The 18,098-nt window shown below is 68.7% G+C and carries 10 protein-coding genes; 3 read left to right on the top strand and 7 right to left on the bottom strand.

Annotated elements, in window-relative coordinates; translation table 11 throughout:
* Positions 1–160: 160 nt before the first annotated feature.
* The 3 genes from AAK988_RS01080 to AAK988_RS01070 all read right to left on the bottom strand — a co-directional run bounded on the left by AAK988_RS01080 (position 161) and on the right by AAK988_RS01070 (position 5,028).
* Positions 161–1,732 carry a C69 family dipeptidase gene (locus tag AAK988_RS01080; RefSeq protein WP_369873181.1) on the bottom strand — a complete coding sequence of 524 codons (1,572 nt, stop codon included), beginning with the start codon at positions 1,730–1,732 and terminating at the stop codon, positions 161–163.
* Positions 1,733–1,924: 192 nt separating this feature from the next.
* Positions 1,925–3,268 (bottom strand): MFS transporter, encoded by a 1,344-nt coding sequence (locus tag AAK988_RS01075; protein ID WP_369873182.1) that lies wholly within the window; start codon positions 3,266–3,268, stop codon positions 1,925–1,927.
* 149 nt (positions 3,269–3,417) lie between these two features.
* Positions 3,418–5,028 carry an FAD-dependent oxidoreductase gene (locus AAK988_RS01070; protein WP_369873183.1) on the bottom strand — a complete coding sequence of 537 codons (1,611 nt, stop codon included), beginning with the start codon at positions 5,026–5,028 and terminating at the stop codon, positions 3,418–3,420.
* A gap of 287 nt (positions 5,029–5,315) precedes the next feature.
* Here AAK988_RS01070 and AAK988_RS01065 point away from each other — a divergent pair, with 287 nt between their 5' ends.
* Positions 5,316–6,797, top strand: coding sequence for a helix-turn-helix transcriptional regulator (locus tag AAK988_RS01065; protein WP_369873184.1), 1,482 nt, complete (start codon positions 5,316–5,318; stop codon positions 6,795–6,797).
* 145 nt (positions 6,798–6,942) lie between these two features.
* Here the strand turns inward: AAK988_RS01065 and AAK988_RS01060 are convergent, their stop codons facing one another.
* Positions 6,943–7,815, bottom strand: coding sequence for a MerR family transcriptional regulator (locus AAK988_RS01060; RefSeq protein ID WP_369873185.1), 873 nt, complete (start codon positions 7,813–7,815; stop codon positions 6,943–6,945).
* A gap of 114 nt (positions 7,816–7,929) precedes the next feature.
* Between AAK988_RS01060 and AAK988_RS01055 the strand changes: the two genes are divergently transcribed.
* The gene (locus tag AAK988_RS01055; protein WP_369880279.1) at positions 7,930–13,338 is read left to right on the top strand and encodes a DEAD/DEAH box helicase; all 5,409 of its coding nucleotides are present in this window, start codon (positions 7,930–7,932) and stop codon (positions 13,336–13,338) included.
* 450 nt (positions 13,339–13,788) lie between these two features.
* A complete protein-coding gene (locus AAK988_RS01050) occupies positions 13,789–15,321 on the top strand; it encodes a helix-turn-helix transcriptional regulator (RefSeq protein ID WP_369873187.1) in 1,533 nt (510 codons plus the stop codon).
* Positions 15,322–15,350: 29 nt separating this feature from the next.
* Here the strand turns inward: AAK988_RS01050 and AAK988_RS01045 are convergent, their stop codons facing one another.
* From AAK988_RS01045 to AAK988_RS01035, 3 genes are all read right to left on the bottom strand, one after another.
* Positions 15,351–15,821 carry an acyl-CoA thioesterase gene (locus AAK988_RS01045; RefSeq protein ID WP_369873188.1) on the bottom strand — a complete coding sequence of 157 codons (471 nt, stop codon included), beginning with the start codon at positions 15,819–15,821 and terminating at the stop codon, positions 15,351–15,353.
* Positions 15,822–15,985: 164 nt separating this feature from the next.
* Positions 15,986–16,669, bottom strand: coding sequence for a helix-turn-helix domain-containing protein (locus AAK988_RS01040; protein WP_369873189.1), 684 nt, complete (start codon positions 16,667–16,669; stop codon positions 15,986–15,988).
* Positions 16,670–16,675: 6 nt separating this feature from the next.
* A complete protein-coding gene (locus AAK988_RS01035) occupies positions 16,676–17,932 on the bottom strand; it encodes an arginine deiminase (RefSeq protein WP_369880278.1) in 1,257 nt (418 codons plus the stop codon).
* Positions 17,933–18,098: the final 166 nt, after the last annotated feature.

Raw genomic sequence — 18,098 nt, 5'->3', positions numbered from 1 at the left:
GAGCGCAAGGGGGCGCGCTGGCCGCAAGAAGGGGGAGTGACGAAAAAGGCGGCCGGCCCAGGTTCCGCGTGGGAGCGGGAACCTGGGCCGGCCTTGGGGGGTGCGTGCGGGTCGCGCGGTGGCGGGCCGGGGCGGCCTTGAAGTGCCCCGGCGCCTTGACTCAGTGGTCGTTCATGTTGAAGGCGTTCTTCATGGCCACGGTGCGCTGGTCGAGCACGGTGCCCAGCAGGGAGCGGGTCTGGGCCTGCACCGAGTCTGCGAGGGCTTGGTTGGCGGCGGCCAGTTCCGCCTGCACCGCTGCGTCGTCCATGGCGTCCAGGCTCACCGTGCCCTCTTTGGCCAGCGCCATAAGCTTCGCGTCGGTCTCATGCAGCATCTGGTAGCCCTGGGCCATGGTGTTCAGACGGTAGCCCTGGATGGGCTCGTAGCTCTCGAAGAACTGCGGGTCGGCGAGGCCGGCCACGAGGCGGTTGTTCCAATAGAGGCTGTCGGTCGTGACCGCGGTGGGCGTGTCCAGGTACGCCGGCATGGCCGTCACGTTCGCGTACATCGCCACGGCGGTGTTGAAGGGGCCGGATGCCGGTGCGAACCAGTGCACGCCGCGCAGGGCCACGGGCACGTTCGGGCGGATGCAGAGCACCGAGCACTCAGAGGTGCGGTCGATGCCTACGTAGCGGTACTGGTGGCGCGTCTCGGGCGTGCCCTTGGTGCCATAGGGGTCGTACTCGGTGCCATCGTAGGTGGTGGCGAGCAGGTCCTTCACGTCGGAGGCGGACAGCTTCTTATCGGGGCGCAGGGCCCAGGGAATGTCCAGGCTCTCGGGGCCGAACTCAGGCGCCGGGCCCTGGAAGCGGGGGTCGGAGGGGGTCAGGCGACGGCAGATATACCACTTGCGCGGGGCGTTGTAGAGCTGGTCGAGCCAGGTATACGTGGAAAACGCGATGCGGGCGTTGAAGTAGCGCGGCAGCCCCTGTACGGTCTCGCCTGTGTCTCCCTCGTGGGCCGGCATGTCCATCAGCAGGTCGTGATCGCGGATCCACTGGGCCAAGTCGGCGCTGCACATGTAGTCGTGCTGCTCGCCCAGGGCATCGGCCAGGTCGAAGTGATCGATGCCCTGGCGGTTCGGCTGCACCACGTAGCAGTCGTCGGGCACGCGGCGGGCGATCCAATGGTGGCCGCCGAGGTTCTCCCAGTACCACACGTCGTTGGCATCGCCGAAGGCCACGCCGTTGGTCTCGTAGGTACCGTACTTTTCCACCAGCATGCCCAGTCGCTGCACGCCCTCCCGGGCGCTCGTGATGTAGGGCAGGGTGATGGTGGGCAGGTTCTCCTCGCCGATGCCGCCGGGCACTTCGGGCTTGTAGTCGGCGTCACCCGGCTTGCCTTGGGCCGGCTGGTACACCACGAGCGGATCGGCACCGAGCACCCGGGCGTTGGCGGAGATGGTCTCGGTGGCCGACATGGACACATTCGCCGCATTGATGCCGGTCTCGGCCCACACGCCGTTCGAGGGATCGGCGTGGGGCGTGCAGGTGTAGCGCAGGGGGTTGTCGGGCAGCTCGATGGTGAGGTGGTTGGCCACGCCGGTGTAGGTGCGCGGCTGGTCCTCGGGGTTCACGACGACGAGCTTCTTCGGGTCGAACGAGAAATCCTCGCCGTCCTCGTTGCGGGCGACGATGGTGGAGCCGTCATTGGTGGCGAGGCGGCCGACGAGCAGGGTGGTGCATGCCATGGTATCTCCTCGGTTGTGGGCTTTTGTTGCTGTCCCCCATGGTGTGCCCGCCGCGACCGGGCCCGGCGGCTCGCGGCAAACTTGTTCGGAGACCGTTGCCAGATGGCTGCGCCGCCGATAGGGAAGGGAAAGAGGGCCGGGGCCGCTGGAGCGCGGCCCCGGGATGCGAGGGGAACTTGAAAGCGCCGCGTTCTAGGCGCGCTCGGCCTCGGGGGCGAAGGGAATCGGATCGGGATGGGCCTTCTCCTCATCGAGGTGCTTCAGGCTGTGGGTGTTGAGGGCCCACAAGGTGATGAGCATCCAGCAGCCGGCCAGACCAAGGGCGGCTGCTGACACGCCCAGGCTCTCTACCACGAGCGAGGTGGCGAACACGGCCACGGGAGCAGCGGCCAGGGTAAGGGAGTTCTGGGTTCCCAGGGTGCTTCCGCGGTTCTCGGCCGGAATGCGGTCGAAGATGAAGAAGCCGAGCAGGGCCGAGATGGGGCCGGCGGACAGACCCAAGACGAGGGCGCTGGCGATGAGCAGCGGGAACGAGGGCAGAAGGCCCAGGCCCAGGATTCCCGAGGCCATGCCGGCGAGCGATAGGACGTACCAGGTGCGACGGCGCAGCTTGTGGGCCATGGCCGCGTAGCCCAGCGAGCTGGCGAGCATACCGGCGGACATGGCCGACAGCACGTAGCCGAGCAGTTCCGGTGTCTGGGCGGCGGTGAAGTGCACAGGCAGTACGAGGCCCTGGAGCGATCCCATCACCATGACCACGCCGAAGCTGATGAACATCGAGGAGCGCAGCAAGGTGTCGCTGGCGAACAGCACGCACACTCCGTCGCGCAGGGCGTGCCACGCGCCGGATACCAGGCCGCGCGGCGGCTGGCTGCTGGCGGAGGCGGTCGCGGGGGCATCGGCGACCGCCCCGTGCACGGCGCCGAGGGAGCGGGGTAGGGTGAGGGTAACGAGGGCTGCGGCCAGCGACATGGCGGCGGTGAACCACAGGGCGTTCACGCTGCCCACGAACCCCATGAGGAAGGCGGCCAGGGCCGGCCCCACGATGACCACGAGGGAATCGAGGGATTGGGTCAGTCCCATGAACTTTTGCAGGCTGCGATTATCGCGCTCGCACACGGCCGGCACGAGGGAGTCGCGGGCGGTCATGCCGGGGATGTCGCCGATGGCGCCCAGAAGGCCGAGGGCGACGAACCAGCCGAAGGATAATCCCCAAATCATATCGACGATGGGCAGGAGGGCCACACTGGCCGCCGATAGGATGTCGGAGACGATGGACACATTGCGGCGGTTGAAGCGGTCGGTGAGCGCCCCGCCGATGAGGCCGATGAGGAACTGGGGCACGGCGCAGATGAGCGCCAGCGTGCCGGCGGCCAGGGCATCGCCGGTGGTGGCGAGCAGCACGAGCGGCAGGATGACGCCGGCCACGGAGTTGCCGAGCAGCGAGTACGCGCAGGACAGCAGGTAGCGCGGAGCGACCTTGGGGGGACGATGAGGCGGTCGGGCCGTGCGGGCCACGGGAGCGGCGAGGGACATGAGGGGGCCTTTCTCGAAGGGGCAGGTGCGTTCGAGAAAGAAGTAAAAACTATGACGCAACGTCGGGGTCAACAGCCCCCACGGCTCCCATGAAGGAGTTGTGAAGAGAGCGGGGCGGGGAGGGGTATGCCCCGCTCTCTTTCCCGTTCCTACGCAGTGATGCCCAGCGCCTCCTGCACGGCCAGGCGGCCGAAGACGAGGCACTCGGACAGGTTGCAGGATCCCTGGTAGTAGTGGGCCCACAGGCTTCCGAACTCGCCGGCCGAGTACAGTCCACCGATGGGCTCGCCCCGCGTGTCGAGGATCTGGGCCCGGGCATTGCGCCGCGGACCACCGTCGGTGTTCAGCAGCTCGCAGCAGCATTTCATAGCATAGAACGGCGCCGTTGCGATGGGGTTCAGCGTGGAGGGCGGTCGGTGGAAGGCGGTGTCCTTCCCGTTGGCGCAGAACTCGTTCCAGATCGCCACGGTCTCCTCTAACTCGTCCGCGGGCACTCCCATGAGCGCGGCGAGTTCGCCGATGGTACTGGCCGTGACGGCGAAGCCGTCGGTCACGGCGTCTTTCGAGCCGTCGGTGTAGGCGTCCTCCGCGTGATCCTGGTCGTAGACGAACCACATGGTGGCCGGCAGGGGGAGCAGGGGCCATTCGCCGCCGAATTGCTGGTGTCCATGACGGCAGCCCACGTTGGCCTCCAGCGGGCCCAGCTCATCGGAACCCGGCCAGCCCGATACGGCCATGTCGTAGTCCATATAGAAGCGCCGGCCGTTGATGCCGACCGTGATGCCGTTGTACTTGTTGATCTTGCGGTAGGCGCAGAAGGTCTCCCCGTCCAGGGAAACGGCGTTGGTCCAGAAGCCGGCGGCCGAGTGCATGTGCCACATATCGGCCCCGTGGCGCGCGCAGATGCGGTGGCCGTCGCCGGTGTTGTGGATGCCCGCGACGGGATGCGCGTGGGGCGCCGACAGGTAGTCTTGGCGCATGACGGGATCGTTCTCGAAGCCGCCGCAGCACATGACGACGCCCTTGCGCGCCCGCGCCCGCAGCTCCTTCCCGCCGCATTCGTAGACGACGCCGGTCACGGCTCCCGCGCTGTCGCGCACCAGGTCGGTCACCGGTGCCTCGGTTTTCTCGGTGATGACGTCGCTGTGGGCCTCGACGACCGAGAGGGCGAACTGGGAGATGTGCTTGAAGCTCTGGGAGTTCTTCTTGTCGAAGCTCATGTAGCGATAGGTGTTGGAATCATCGAGCTCGCCGAACTCGCCCTTCTTGGCCCCGTCTGTGTTGGTGAACTTCATGTCGGCTTCGGCGGCACCCAGACCGAGAACCCAGTCGCGCAGGCCGGCGCTGCGCTCGGCGAAGACTTCCAGAATGTCATCGGGTGTCCCGTCGTAATCGCCCCGAAGTGACTTCAGGTAGCGCGCGAAGGCCGCGGCATCGTCGGTGTAGGTGACGCTGCCCGAGGAGAACTGACTGTTGCCGCCGCCAGCGGCTTGGCTGCTCTTCTCCAAAAGCAGACAGGTGGCCCCGTTGCCCTCGGTTCCCACGGTGATGGCGGCTGCCAGCCCGGCCAGGCCGGCTCCCACCACGACGATATCGTATTCCTCATCCCAGGATTGCTCCCCTGTGTCTCCGAGGGGCTCTTCTTGCGGGGTGCCGGTGGGGCTGCAGGCCGTCATGGCCAGGGCCGTTCCTCCCGCGATGCCGAGCATGCCTGCGGCTGCCGTCCTCATAAAATCGCGCCGTGTTGTCATCTCGCTCATCCTTGCCTCCTTCATGATAGATGCCGTTTCTGACGAGGCGAGCATAGGCCGTCCTGTCAGGTGCGGAAAACCCTCAGAGGGGGCGAAAATAAGAGTCCGTGCGCTCGGTTCCCGTCAAAGCGGGGCTAGTCCTTTCGGGGTGAGGGCAGTTTCGATGGGAGTGGGGCTGATTTTCGGGAAAACCGCGGTTATTTGCCCGCTTGCAGCCTTGTTCTCGCGGGGGCCAATGCCTACAATGAAGGTCTTGTCAGGGGATAATCCAGCCTAGAGGGAAGGGGTGGTACGGGGTGTCCATTCGAGACGGGATCTCCTCCTATTTCGCGTCGGTCAACGCCCAGGCGCCCTTCCTCGGGTACCTCGGTGTGGCATTCTGGTCGGCCTGGATCCTTGCGACGAGCAGCTTGCAGGACTGGCTTTCGCCTATGGCGGGCGGCTCGTCCATCTTCTCGGAGGCCTACGGCCAAACGCGCCTCGTGCTCATCGTCACTCTGATGGCCGTGGCATTGGGCGGCCGGCGCGTCTCTCAGTGGTTCGCTCGGCCCCGGTTCCTCTTTTCGGTGGGGGTTCTCTCGCTGGCCGGGAACGCGGCCCTGGCCCTGAGCTGGTCGCTGCCCGCCCTTCCTCCAGTGCTCTTCCACGGGGGCGCGGCCCTCTCGGGCTTCGCTGCCGGCATCCTGCTCGTGCGGGCGGGCATCGCCTACAGCGCCCTTTCGCCTTGGCGGGCCATGCTGCTGTTCATGACCTCCCAGCTGATGGCTGCCTGCCTCTATCTCATCGTGACCGCGGCGCCCCCGGCGGTCGCTCTCGGCCTGTTCTGCCTTCTCATTCCCTGCGGCTTCGCGGGTTTCGCGCTCATTGGGCCGGCCGACGGCGCGCGGGCCGCCGCGCCGCTAGACGGCGCCTTCGCCCTGAGCTTCGCCCGCCTGGTCGCGATGATATTCGTCTTCCGCTTCTGCTCCAACTACGTGAAGACGCTGCTCGCCTTATCACAGACGGCCGAGATGGTGGAGCTGGGCGTTACGGGGAACATCCTGCTCAAAATGTTCGTGGCCATCGTGCTGATTGGCTACGCTTTCAACGCTAACAAGAAAGTGGACTACGGCCGCCTGTGTTACTTCCTCTTCGTGGGCACTACGGTCGTGCTGGCTGTTCTGCCTCTATTCGAGGATCAGGTGCCGCTCTTCTACGCGCTCAATGGTGTTCTGAGTGGATTGGCGGGCAATATCGCCTTCCTGATCTTCGCTTATGTCTGCTTCCAGGCTAATGCATCGCCCTTGCGGGTGTACGGCTGGGGCTACGGGGCGGTGCTGCTCGGCTCTCTGGTGGGCTACGGGGCGGGAACCCACCTGGCACCCCCGCTCGGGGAGGGCCTGGCCGTAGCGCCCTTCCTGGCGGCCGCCTATGGGCTTATCCTGCTGGCGCTGCTCGTGTTCCCTCCCAAGCAGTTCGATCGGCTAATGGCACCGACGGCGACCGAGGATGCCATCGATCGGGCGCGCATGCGGGCCGAGGGGGAAGAGGGCGCCGGCGGTGTGCGTGCGCGCTACGATCGGGTGGCCGAGGCCCATGGGCTGACGGAACGGGAGCGCGAGGTCATGGCGCTGCTCGCCTCGGGCCACGGGCGCCGGTACGTGGCGGATCGCCTGTCGTTGTCGATGAACACCATTCGGTCCCATACGCGCAACATTTACGGCAAGCTGGATGTGCACTCTCACAGCGAGCTGATGGCCGTTCTGGAGGATCGCTGCGATGCGGCTGGCAATCAGTGAGGGCCATCTGCTGGATAACGACTTGCTGGGGAAGGGGCGGCGGATCATGGGCGGCGAGGTCAGGCAGTCGTGGCGCTGCCGGGTCATTCGGAGGTCAAGTGGTGTGGGGTGGCGGCCAAGGGTTGGGTAGCGCGACGCGCGGCCTTTACGTGCTGCGGGGTGAGGCGGCGCTGTCGGCTTCAGTGGTGCCGCCGGCTCGCTCTGCGCGCACGCGCTCGGCCATGATGGTCTCGATGCGCCGCTCGATGCGGTCGCAGACATCCTGCTGGGCCGGGTTGTTCCCCTCGAATGCGATCTCGTCCAAGAACCGCTCCCGGTCGGTGGAGGGGCGCAGCCAGTTGGCCGTGTCGAAGCAGGCGATGACGGGGGCCAGCGCCTCGAGGGACTCTTCGACCAGGGCGGCCCGCTCCGTCTCGGGGGCATCGGGCGCGAGGGCGCCTAAGCGCTCGTCGAGCTGTTCCAGGGCCTGTACCAGGTTCTCGCTGGCAATGCACTCGATGACACGCTCCAATTCGCCGAGCTCATCGTCGTCGTAGAGGTGGCCGGCCACGATGAGGGCGGTGCGGTCGGCGGGGCTCGCGTCGGCAAGCGTGTCCACACCCGGCAGCATGCGCAGAACGCGGGAGAAGCGCACGGGCAGATCGGGATCGAGGTTCTCGGCGCGCAACGCGGCAATGGTGCGGCGCTGCTCCTGCAGGCGCTCAATTTCAAGGGCCAGCTCGCAATCGAGCTCTTCCAGGGCGCTCATCGGCGACGGCGCGGTGCCGGTCGTGGTGCTCCCGGTGTTCGGATCCGCCTTCGGCGCGTCCATCTCCTCGAGGACGGCGCCGATGCGGGCCAGGGGAAAACCCAGCGAGGCGAGGCGCTTGATGCGCAGGACCCGGGCCACGTCGGCGGCGGTGTAGTCGCGGTATCCGTTGTCCGATCGCGGGGGCTCGGGCAACAGCCCCAGGCTGTGGTAGTGCCGCAGCGTGCGCACCGATACTCCGGCCAGCTTCGCCACTTCGTTGCTGCGCATGCATCCTCCCTTCCGCCAGGCCCCTTATCTTAGCGCGGTTTCCCTATTCTGGGAAATCGGTTGCGGGCCGTTTCGTTCTATAATTTTCATCGACGAACAGAAAAGGAGGCCATGATGGAAGAGGGCGAGCGCTTGGCGTGGTTTGAGGCGATGGCGTCGTTCTCCGAGCCCGTGCGCACGTGGTTCGCTGACACGTTCGGCGCGCCCACGGCGGTGCAGGCGCGTGCCTGGAACGCCATCGCCCGGGGCGAGAACACGCTCGTGATCGCGCCGACGGGTTCGGGCAAGACGCTCGCGGCGTTTCTGTGGGCCATCGACGGGCTCATGGGCCAGAAGGCGGCCGCGGCGGCGCGGGGGGAGAAGTGGCCCCGGGGCGTGCGCGTGCTGTACGTATCGCCGCTGAAGGCCCTCGGTGCCGATGTGGATCGCAACTTGCAGGGCCCCCTGACGGCCATCTCCGCGCTCGTGGCTGCCGAGGCGGCGCGCGACGGGGCGAAAGCTCCCGAAGTGCGCACAGCCATGCGCACGGGCGACACCACAGCCGAAGAGCGCCGCAAGATCGCGCGCAATCCGCCCGACATTCTCATCACGACGCCCGAATCGCTCTATCTCATGCTCACGTCCCAGGCCTGCGAGGTGCTGCGCACGGTGGAAACGGTCATCGTGGACGAGGTACACGCCCTGGCCGGCGACAAACGGGGTGCCCACCTGTCCCTGTCCCTAGAGCGGCTGGATGATATCCTGGAGCGGCCGGCCCAGCGCATCGGCCTGTCGGCCACGGTGCGGCCGCGCGACGAGATAGCCCGGTTCCTGGGCGGGGCGCACCCGGTCACGGTGGTGGCCACCGAGGCACCGCCGAGCCTGGATCTGTCGGTGCGGGTGCCGGTGCGCGACATGACGGCGGTGCCCACCTACGACGGGTTCAAGGGCGCCGGCGACGGCCCCGTTCACATCGGAAGCGCTCCGCGACGGGCGGCCATCGAGACCGCCTGGAAGTCCGACCGGGCCCTGCGAGCGGCCATGGCCGAAGGGCCCGCCCCTGCGGCTCACCCCGATAGCCGCGTGGGTATGGCCTCTATCTGGCCGCATATCGAGGCGGCCATCCTCGACGAGGTGCTGGCCCATACCTCTACCATCGTGTTCGTGAACTCCCGCGGCCTGTGCGAGCGGCTGACGGCGCGCTTGAACGAGCTGTACGCCAAACGCCTGGGGCTGGACGGCCCCCGCTCCGAGGTGGTCGGCTACTGGTCGGCTACTGGCAGCGCCGGTGCCGAAGGGGAGGGTTCGGCACCCGCGCCGTCGGTGCGCGGTATCCCCACGGGCGTCGACGCCATGGTCACGGCCCCGGGGTCGGGCTTCCGCTCGGATATCGGCTCCACCACGGCCCTCGTCACCACGCCCTCGGTGGTTATCGCCAAGGCCCATCACGGCTCGGTGTCCAAGGAGAAGCGCCTTCAGGTGGAACAGGGGCTGAAGGCCGGCGAGCTGCCCTGTGTGGTGGCCACCTCCAGTCTGGAGCTCGGCATCGACATGGGTTCCATCGATCTGGTGCTGCAGGTGGCCGCGCCGCCCTCGGTGGCCAGCGGGCTTCAGCGGGTGGGCCGTGCGAACCACCAGGTCGGTGGTCGGTCCCTCGGCATCATCTACCCCCGTACCCGGGTGGAGGTGCTCGACGCGGCGGTGATGGCCGCCGGCATGGAGGCCGGTGCCATCGAGAGCACCTTCATGGTGCGCAACGCCTTAGACGTGCTGGCCCAGCAGACCGTGGCCGCCGTGGCCATGGCCCCCGACGGGCTGTCGGCCGACGCGTGGCTCGCCACGGTGCGGCGCTCGGCCTGCTACACCGATCTGGGCCGCCGCTCCTTCGAGGGCGTCCTCGATATGCTGGCCGGCCGCTACGGGTCCGGGGAAATCGCCGAGTTCGCTCCGCGCATCCTGTGGGATCGGGAGACGGGGCTCTTGAAGCCGCGCCCCGGTTCGCAACGGCTGGCGGTAACCTCGGCGGGCACTATTCCCGATCGGGGCATGTTCTCGGTGGTGCTGCCCGAGGGCGACGGGCGGCAGGGGCGCCGGCGCGTGGGGGAGCTCGACGAGGAGATGGTGATGGAATCGCGGGTGGGTGACATCATCGCGCTTGGCACCAGTACCTGGCGCATCCAGGAGATCAGCGCCGACCGTGTGATCGTGGAGGCGGCGCCGGGACGGGCGGCGCGGCTGCCCTTCTGGCACGGTGAGGCCATCGGGCGCCCCTACGAGACGGGTCGCGCCCGCGGTGCTCTGGTGCGGGCCGCCGAGGGCGCTCTCGTCCGAACGGGGGAGGCCCCGGAGGGGGCGTCGTCTTCCGGCGGGAGCGTGCTCGGTGCCTCGGTAGATGCAGAGGCCCTCAAGGCTGTCGTGTCGGCGGCTCTGGACGAGGATGCCCGGCGCAACCTGGGGGCGCTCGTCGCGGCCCAGCGGGAATGCACGGGCGCCGTTCCCACGGATCGGCGGCTCGTGGTGGAGCAGTGCACCGACGAGACGGGGGACTGGCGGGTCATCCTGCATTCCCCCTTCGGGCGCCGGGTGCACGAGCCCTGGGCTCTGGCCGTGGCCCATCGCATCACCACCACTCTGGGATTCGATCCCCAGGCCTCGGCGGCCGACGACGGCATCTTGCTGCGCGTGCCCCTGAGCGAGGAGGGCCTGCCCGGGCCGGAGCTGTTCCTCTTCGACCCTGACGAGCTGGAGGCCATCGTGCGGGAGCGGGTGGGGTTCACGGCCCTGTTCGCCGCCCGCTTCCGCGAGTGCGCCGCCCGGGCCCTGCTCGTGGCTCCCACGGCCCCGGGCAAGCGGGCGCCGCTGTGGCAGCAGCGCCTAAAGGGCGGCCAGCTGCTGGAGGCGGCCCGCCAGGAAGAGGACTTCCCCATTATCCTGGAGGCCATGCGCGAGTGCCTGCAGGATGTGTTCGACCTGCCGGCCCTGCGGGAGGTCATGGGCGGCTTGCAGGCGGGAACCATCAAGATCAGCGAGGCCCGCACCACGGTGCCGTCGCCCTTTGCGGCGCCTCTCGTGTTCGGGTATTTGGGCGAGCATCTCTACGAGGGCGACCTGCCCCACGCCGAGCGCCAGGCGTCGCTTCTGGCCGTGGACCCGGCCCTGCTCAGCGAGCTTCTGGGTGGCGGCACGGTGGAAGAGGTGCTGGATGAGGCCGTGGTGGCCCAGGTGGGGGCCGAGTTGCAGCGCACGGCTCCGGGCTGGCGGGTGCGCGGCGCCGAAGGGGTGGCCGACCTGCTGCGCGAGCTGGGACCGCTCACGGTGGAGGAGGTCGCCTTGCGTGCGGTGCCGGTGGGCACGGCGAAAGCCAAGGCGACGCTCGACGATGTCGGTGGCGAGTTGTCGGCGGGGAATGCCGCGGCGCCCCCGTTGGCAGACGTTCTTGTCGAGGGAGACGAGACGGTCTGCGGCGATGTTCCCGTGGCACCTGCTGCAGACCCGGCAGCCGTCAGGGCGCTTTTGGAACAGCTGGAGACCGAGCGCCGGGCGTTCCCGGCGCTGATCGGCGGTGAAGAGCGTTGGGTCGCGGCCGATGATGGAGCGCGATTGCGGGCGGTGCTGGGCTTGGCGGTGCCCTCTTGGGCTGCGCCGTTGCCGGCAACCGAGGGCGGGGCTTCCCCGTCGGCCTCGGCGGCCGCATCGGCAACCGCTTCCGGGGCAGCTTCCTCGGGTGTCGTGGCCGCAAAGCCCCTCGACGGGCTGGTGGCGCGCTTCGCCCGCACCCATACGCTGTTCGACGGCGAGGCCGTAGCTACAGGGCTGGGGCTCGGGGCCGCGCTGCTGACCGAGTCGCTGGAGCGACTGACGGCCGCCGGTCGTCTCGTGCGCCTCGGCCACGACCGCTGGGCCGATGCCGGGGTGCTGCGGCGGCTGCGCTCCCGCTCCCTTGCCCGGGCGCGGGAGGCCGTGCGCCCCGTTGGCTCCGATGCCTACCTGCGCTTCCTCTTGCAGCGCCAGGCCGTCGCCGCCTCTGGCGAGGCGCCGTTGGCGGGCATCGACGGCGTGGCCCAGGTGATCGCCCAGTTTGAGGGCGCCTACCTGCCCATGGCCCTGTGGGAGTCCACGGTTCTGCCCCTGCGCGTGCCCGATTACCGTCCGGCCATGCTCGATGAGCTCATCGCCAGCGGCGAGGTGCTCTGGGCCGCCTCCACGGTGGGAGAGGAACATCTCGTGGCGTTCTTCCCGACCGATTCACCCTTGGCGCCCCTGCCCATCGACGAGGCGTCGGGCGTGGCTGCCTCCCTCGTGCCCGAGCCGGGGGAAGAGTCGCGGGGCGGGAAAGTGCCGACGGGAGAGGGTCGGGCTAACCATGCGGCTCGCGAGGCGGGGCCGATGGCGGTAACGGGAGGGGAAGGCTCGCAGGACTGCGCGGACCTTGCACCGGTTGCCGCTGTGGTGCGCCAGGTGCTCGTGGCCCAAGGGCCGGTAACCTTTTGCGCTCTCGTGGACGAGACGGTCCGTCGGATGGAGCCGGCGGTGCCGGCCCAGGGCGAGGTGGCCGAAGCGCTGCAGCGGCTCGTCTGGGCCGGGGCGGCTACCAACGACGGCCTGGGCTTTCCCCGGGCCGGCGGTCTCGCAGTGCCGTCTGCGGCCGCACCCTCCGTCGGTCAGCAGCCGCCCTCTTCCCGACGGCGGGCGAGCAGCCGACGCGGGCGCTCCCTGCGTTCCGAGATGCGGGCCCAGGCCCGGGCCACGGTGGTGGCCCGTCAAGGGGCGGCCCTGGCCTTCGATGCCGCTCTGGCCGGGCGCTGGTCGGCCCTGGCGCCGACGGCCCAAAGCTCCACGGTGCAGGCCGTGGCCCTGGTGGAATCGCTGCTCGATCGCTATGGAGTGGTAACTCGCGATATAGCCCTGGCCGCCGGGGTGCCTGGCGGCCTCTCGTCGCTCTATCCCGTGCTGCGGGCCATGGAAGATGCCGGCGAGCTCATCCGCGGCATGTTCGTGGAGGGCATGGGGCCGGCTCAGTTCGCCGCGCGGGAGACTGTGGAGGTGCTGCGGGGCTTCGCCGATGCTGCGACGGCTTCCGAGGGCGGCGGGGCGGCGGGGCGGCCCTTGTCCCTGGCGGTGCTGCCGGCCGATGACCCGGTTTGCCTCCTGGGCGCGGGCATTCCCTGGCCCGAGGTGATGTGGACGGCGGCCGGGTCGGCCCCGGCTGTGGAGGCGGCCCTGGTGGCAGCCAAGCCGAGCCGCCGCGAGGGCGCCCTCGTGGTGCTGGCCGACGGCGCCCCCGTGCTCTGGGCGGCCCCGCGCCTGAAGTCGCTGCTGGCGTTCACCGCCGACGAGGCGGTTCTCGCTGCGGCTACGGAGGCCCTGGTGGCTTTCGTGGCCGCATCACTCAAGCGGGATGGTTCGGCGGCCATGCGGCGCAAGATCATCGTGACCTACTTCAACGGGCGCGATGTGCTCGATACTCCGGCGGCTCTGTGGCTCCAGCGGGCGGGGCTCGTGCGCCTGCCCGATGGCCTGCGCCTGTACGCGAGCCCCTTCTAGGTTAGCGGGCGGACAGAAAAAGCCTCCCGCGTCTCTCTCGGGACGCGGGAGGCTTCGTTGGGAGGCCGCGCGATCCCCTGAAACGCGCGGCCTGTGGAGTATGCGGAAAGGAAGCGGGCGGCGGCCAGAAAGGAGAGCCGCCGCCCTCGGGCACCCGCGAGTTGCCCCGACGGGTGCCCGCAAAGCCCTTGGTGGAGGCGGAGCGGCCGCGGCCTCAATGGCCCCAAAAAGGCCGTACCGTTTGAAGTCCGCCTCCAAGAGGAACAGCATCCACTATAGGGGGCCGGCGGTCAGAGCGCCATCGCCGCTCTTAGGTATATCCATCGCACTTTTTGAGTATTGGCTGTTGTCAGGTCAATCACGGCAGCGCCGCGGTCGAAGGGGCGCACCGGGGCTCTGCTAGAATCGAGCTCAGATCATGGCGTGCATCAGAAAAGGAGGGAGGCCGATATGGGCGCGTTGAATGAGCAGGGGGCGAGCGGCGCCGCGCGGCCGGGTGGGCCTTGCGGCTTGCGGCCGCGGGATGGGGCCTTGGCGGCCTTTGTCGCCACGCTGTTTCCCGTCACGCCCGTTCTGGCCTCGTTCGACCAGACGGCTCAGTTCCCTGTTCTGGCCGACCCCTTTCTCATAGCCGCGCTCTGCGCCGTCCTCGGTTCGGCTCTGGCGCTGGTGATCCGATCTCTCGTGCGGGCTACGGTGGCGCGCCCGCGATCGCGGGCGACGGTGACGGTGGCGGCTGTGGCGTACCTGCTGGCCCTTCTTGCGCTGCCCGTGCTCTTCTGCGCGCCCGAGCCCCATCGGTGGGCCGCCATGGCTGCCGGCATTGCAGCCGGGGCGGCAACGCCGTGGCTTGTGGCCCAATGGGCCGCCGTCGCGGCGGCGCCCATGCGCGCCTCGCTCGCCCGCTGCGCCGTGGTGGCGGCCGGAGCCTCCCTGGCCGCATGGGTGCTCACCCTTCTTCCCAAGGGGGCGCTCGTGCCCGCCTTCGACGGCCTCGTGCTTGTCGGTGCCGTGCCGCTCGCGTTTCTTTCGGCGCGCGACGAGGGCCCGCGTGAAGATGCCGGTCCGGGTACGAACCAGCTGGGGCGCTTGCTGTCGGTTACCTGGCTGCCCCTGCTCGGTCTGGGCGCCTATGCCTTTGCCACCAATGTCGTCGCCCACGGAGCCCACACGGTGGTGCAGACGGCCTTCTTGGGGGGAGGCGTGGCGGCCCTTGTGGCCCTCGGGGTTTCCGTGCGCTGGGGTCGTGCTCCGCTTTTGCCGTGGTCGTACCGCGTGCTCGTACCCGTCATGGCGGCGCTCTTCGTCGTTTTGGGCGCATGCCCGGCCGGCACCTTCCCCCCAGGCCTCTCCCTGGCGGCGCTGTACGGGTTCTACCTGGTGCTCGCCCTCATCGGCTGCGCCCTGTTCCTCGCGGCAGTTCACAGCCGCGAGCTTGCGGCCGATACGGTCGTCGGGGTGCCCGTAGCCGTGGCCGCCGCCGCGGCCCTCGCCGGCCAGCTGCTCTCCGCCGTACCGGGGCTCGATCTGGCCCCGTGGCTCACGGTGCTGGCGGCCCTGTTCGTGGCGGTTCTGCTCGTGTTTCTGGGGCGCACGGCATGGAATGAGCTCGTGACGCCTCGGGAGACGGCCGCCGAGGGCGAGAGGGAAGCCGCCGCTTCGCTCAACGGCGCGACCGCAGCACCGACGACTGCTTCCGCACCAGATTCTTCGCCAATCGCAGCCGAGTCGGAGGCAATCGCCGCAGAGCCCACGCGCCGCGATGCCCTGGAGGCTCGGTGCGTGGCGGTGGCGGCCGAGGCTGGCCTGTCCCCGCGCGAGGCCGAGGTGCTTGTCTACCTGGCCCGCGGCTTCACGCCGGCCTATATCGCGAAGACCCTCGTGCTGTCCATCAGCACCGTGCGCACCCACGTGCGCAACATCTACCGCAAACTCGGCGTGGGCAAGCGCGAAGAGCTCATCCACCTCATCGACGGCGAATAGGCCCCTTCGCCCATCGTGTTTCCCGGCCCCTAGGCTTCCTCGATGATCTCGCCGTAGAGGCGGTGCAGATCGGGGAAGGTGCGCTTGAGGCTCACGGGTCTGAACGTGTCGCGCTCCACGACGCAGAGGGTCACGAGTCCGTCCACGAGCGGGGTGGCGCCCTCGCGCAGGAGCGGCTCGCCGGCCTCGTCGGTGCCCGCGGCGTCGTCGGCGCGGAAGACCTGCTGGCGGTACACGGTGCGCATGGGCAGGCTCTGGGCCACCGAGGTGCGCACGAAGGCGGCCTCGCCGTAGCGCAGGGGGCTGCGATACTGCACCTGCAGCCCGTAGATGGGGCTCATGTAGCCGGCCTGCTCGATGTACTCGTCGTAGGGGTAGCCCACGGCGTCCAGGAAATCGATGCGGGCGTCCTCGAAGTACAGCAGGTAGTTCGCGTGGTACACCACGCCCATCATGTCCGTCTCGCCGTACCGTACCTTGATGGGGGTGTGCACGTGCATGGTCTCGCTCGCTTTCTCGCCTCGAAAATCGCCAGATATTCTCTCCGATTATAGCGAACGGGGGTCGGTCGGGCCGCTAGAGCCGTGGCGATCGGGCCAATAGGCTGCGCCACGGCGGCCGAGCCGGGCTGCCGGGTCGGCGAGGGGCCTGCGCGCCGGGGCGCTCAGGGGACCTCTGTATCGTGGCTGGCCTGGAAGAAGACCGCGACGCCGATGATGCGCACGCAGCGCTTGTCCAGGATGAGATCGGGGGAGGGTGCGTCGTAGGACCACGACGAGAGCACCACGGTGCTGTTGCCAGCGGTGTAGCGCCGTACGACGATGGTGGCGTTGTCGATGAGCGCCACCACGGTGCAGCCGTTGTAGGGGCGCGCCCGCTGATCAATGAGAAGGAGGCTGCCGACCGGGTACAGGCGCGTCATCTCGCGGTAGTTCATGCGCACGAACACGCTGGCCGGATGCCGGCGGGCCACATCGGGCGGGGCGTAGGCGCAGCCGGCATGGCGCAGGGTAGTGCCGTTGCCCGAGCGGTCGACCTTGTACACGGGCAGCAGCAGGGCGCGCAGGCTGGTGACGGCCTCGGGTGCGGGGTCGCATGCAGCCGCCGCGCCCCAGTCGCGCGACTGGGGCGCGGGCGCGGCCCCCAGGCCCTGCCCTTCGCTCAGGATATCGTCGACCTCCACGTTGAATCGCGCGACCATGCCCTCGATATGGCTGCGTCGCGGGAAAGTCCGATTGCTCTCCCAGCGGCCCACGGTTTCCTTGGTGACGCCCAACTGGGCACCGAAGGCCGCTTGGGAAAGCCCCTCGCGCCGGCGCAGCCGCCGTATGTTCTCCCCGATGCCCACGGCACCCTACAGGCTTTCCCGCTCTAAGGGAAGGCACAGGCTGTTGGGGCCGCCGAACCCGGCGGTCATCTCCTGGATGGAGACGGGATGCAGCGTCATGCCGGCATTCGAGAGGGCCTCGTTGGCCGTGAGGTTCTCGGCGCACACGCAGAGGTTCCCCGGTGCCAGGGACAGGATGCCCGCTGCCCCGTTGCCGTATTCGAACTCCATGCGATCCGTGCCGCCCTTTCCGAAATCCAGAAGTCGGACCGGGCCGCCTCCCACGGCATCGCTCAGAATGCGGGAGAGCGGCTCGGTGCGCTCCTGGATGCGCACGCTTCCCCGTTTGCGCCCCCGCCGCCCGTGGTACACGCGGGCACCGTGGGTCAGGGCGGGGTCGACGACGAAGGTGTCGTGATCGATGGGGGAGAGATAGGCGTCCAGATGCAGGCGATTGCCGCTCTGGGGCACTTCGAACACGTAGATATCGGTGACGGTGGAGCGGGGATCGCCCCACAGGAGGTTCTGGCAGAGCCGGTCCAGGGCAAGGCTCTCCGTGCGGCTCGACAGCCCCACGGCCAGGACGGTCTCGCCCAGGTTGATCACATCGCCGCCCTCGAGGTGGAAGGAGCTGCCGTGGTCGAACCAGCGCGGCGTGTCAGCGAAGGCGGGGTGGCATTCGATGATGGTCTGCAAGATGTCCACCTCGCGGTTGCGATCGTGCCAGTACATGCGGTTCAGGCTCACGCCCGCGCCGATGGCGCTGAGGGGATCGCGCATGAAGAAGGCGGTGTTGAGCGGCCCGGAGAGGAAGGTGTCGGGATCGAAGGCGCTGTGGGTGAGGGCGGCCAGGGGGTAGCGGGTCGTCTCAGCCAGGGCCGTGTCACCGTAGCGGATGCCTTCGAAGAGCCGGGCGATGAACTGGTCGTCATCGGGTGCTCCTTCCAGGTACTGGGTGGCGGCCTCGGCAAGCTCAGTGCCCTCGATGCGGCAGTTGGCCAGAAATCGGTCGATGAGCTCGCGCCGGACGTACGGGCTTTCGGCCAGGGTCTCGCCGAGCAGGTCGCGCAGCTCGATGACGGTGGCGCCGGATTCCCTGAGCGCAGTGGTCAGGGCGTCGTGCTCGGCTTGGGCCTGCTCCAAGTTAAAGCCGCTGCTGGTGGGCCGCAGGGGGAAGGCCAGGGCGAACTCGCCGTGGGGGAACCGCTGCGTCTCGGGGCCCGGGCGGTGCACGAGCACCCGCTTGATCTGGCCTATCTCGTTATTTACCTGGACGATGTTCATGGCAGCTCCGCTTCGCTCACGGTTATCTCCATCTCAGCATAGGCAATCGCGCCCCCTTGGGAAAGGGAGGTAGCGAAAAAGTGACCTTTAATGTCATCCTTTGCCGCCGTGGGGACGGGAAAGGTCGCCGGACGCCCCGTTGCCGGAACGCTCAAAGCCCGCTTGC

The sequence above is a fragment of the Adlercreutzia muris genome (assembly GCF_041223505.1).
Classification (GTDB): domain Bacteria; phylum Actinomycetota; class Coriobacteriia; order Coriobacteriales; family Eggerthellaceae; genus Adlercreutzia; species Adlercreutzia muris.
Note: the sequence above shows the minus strand (reverse complement) of the source record. Positions and strands in the feature narration are given on the sequence as shown.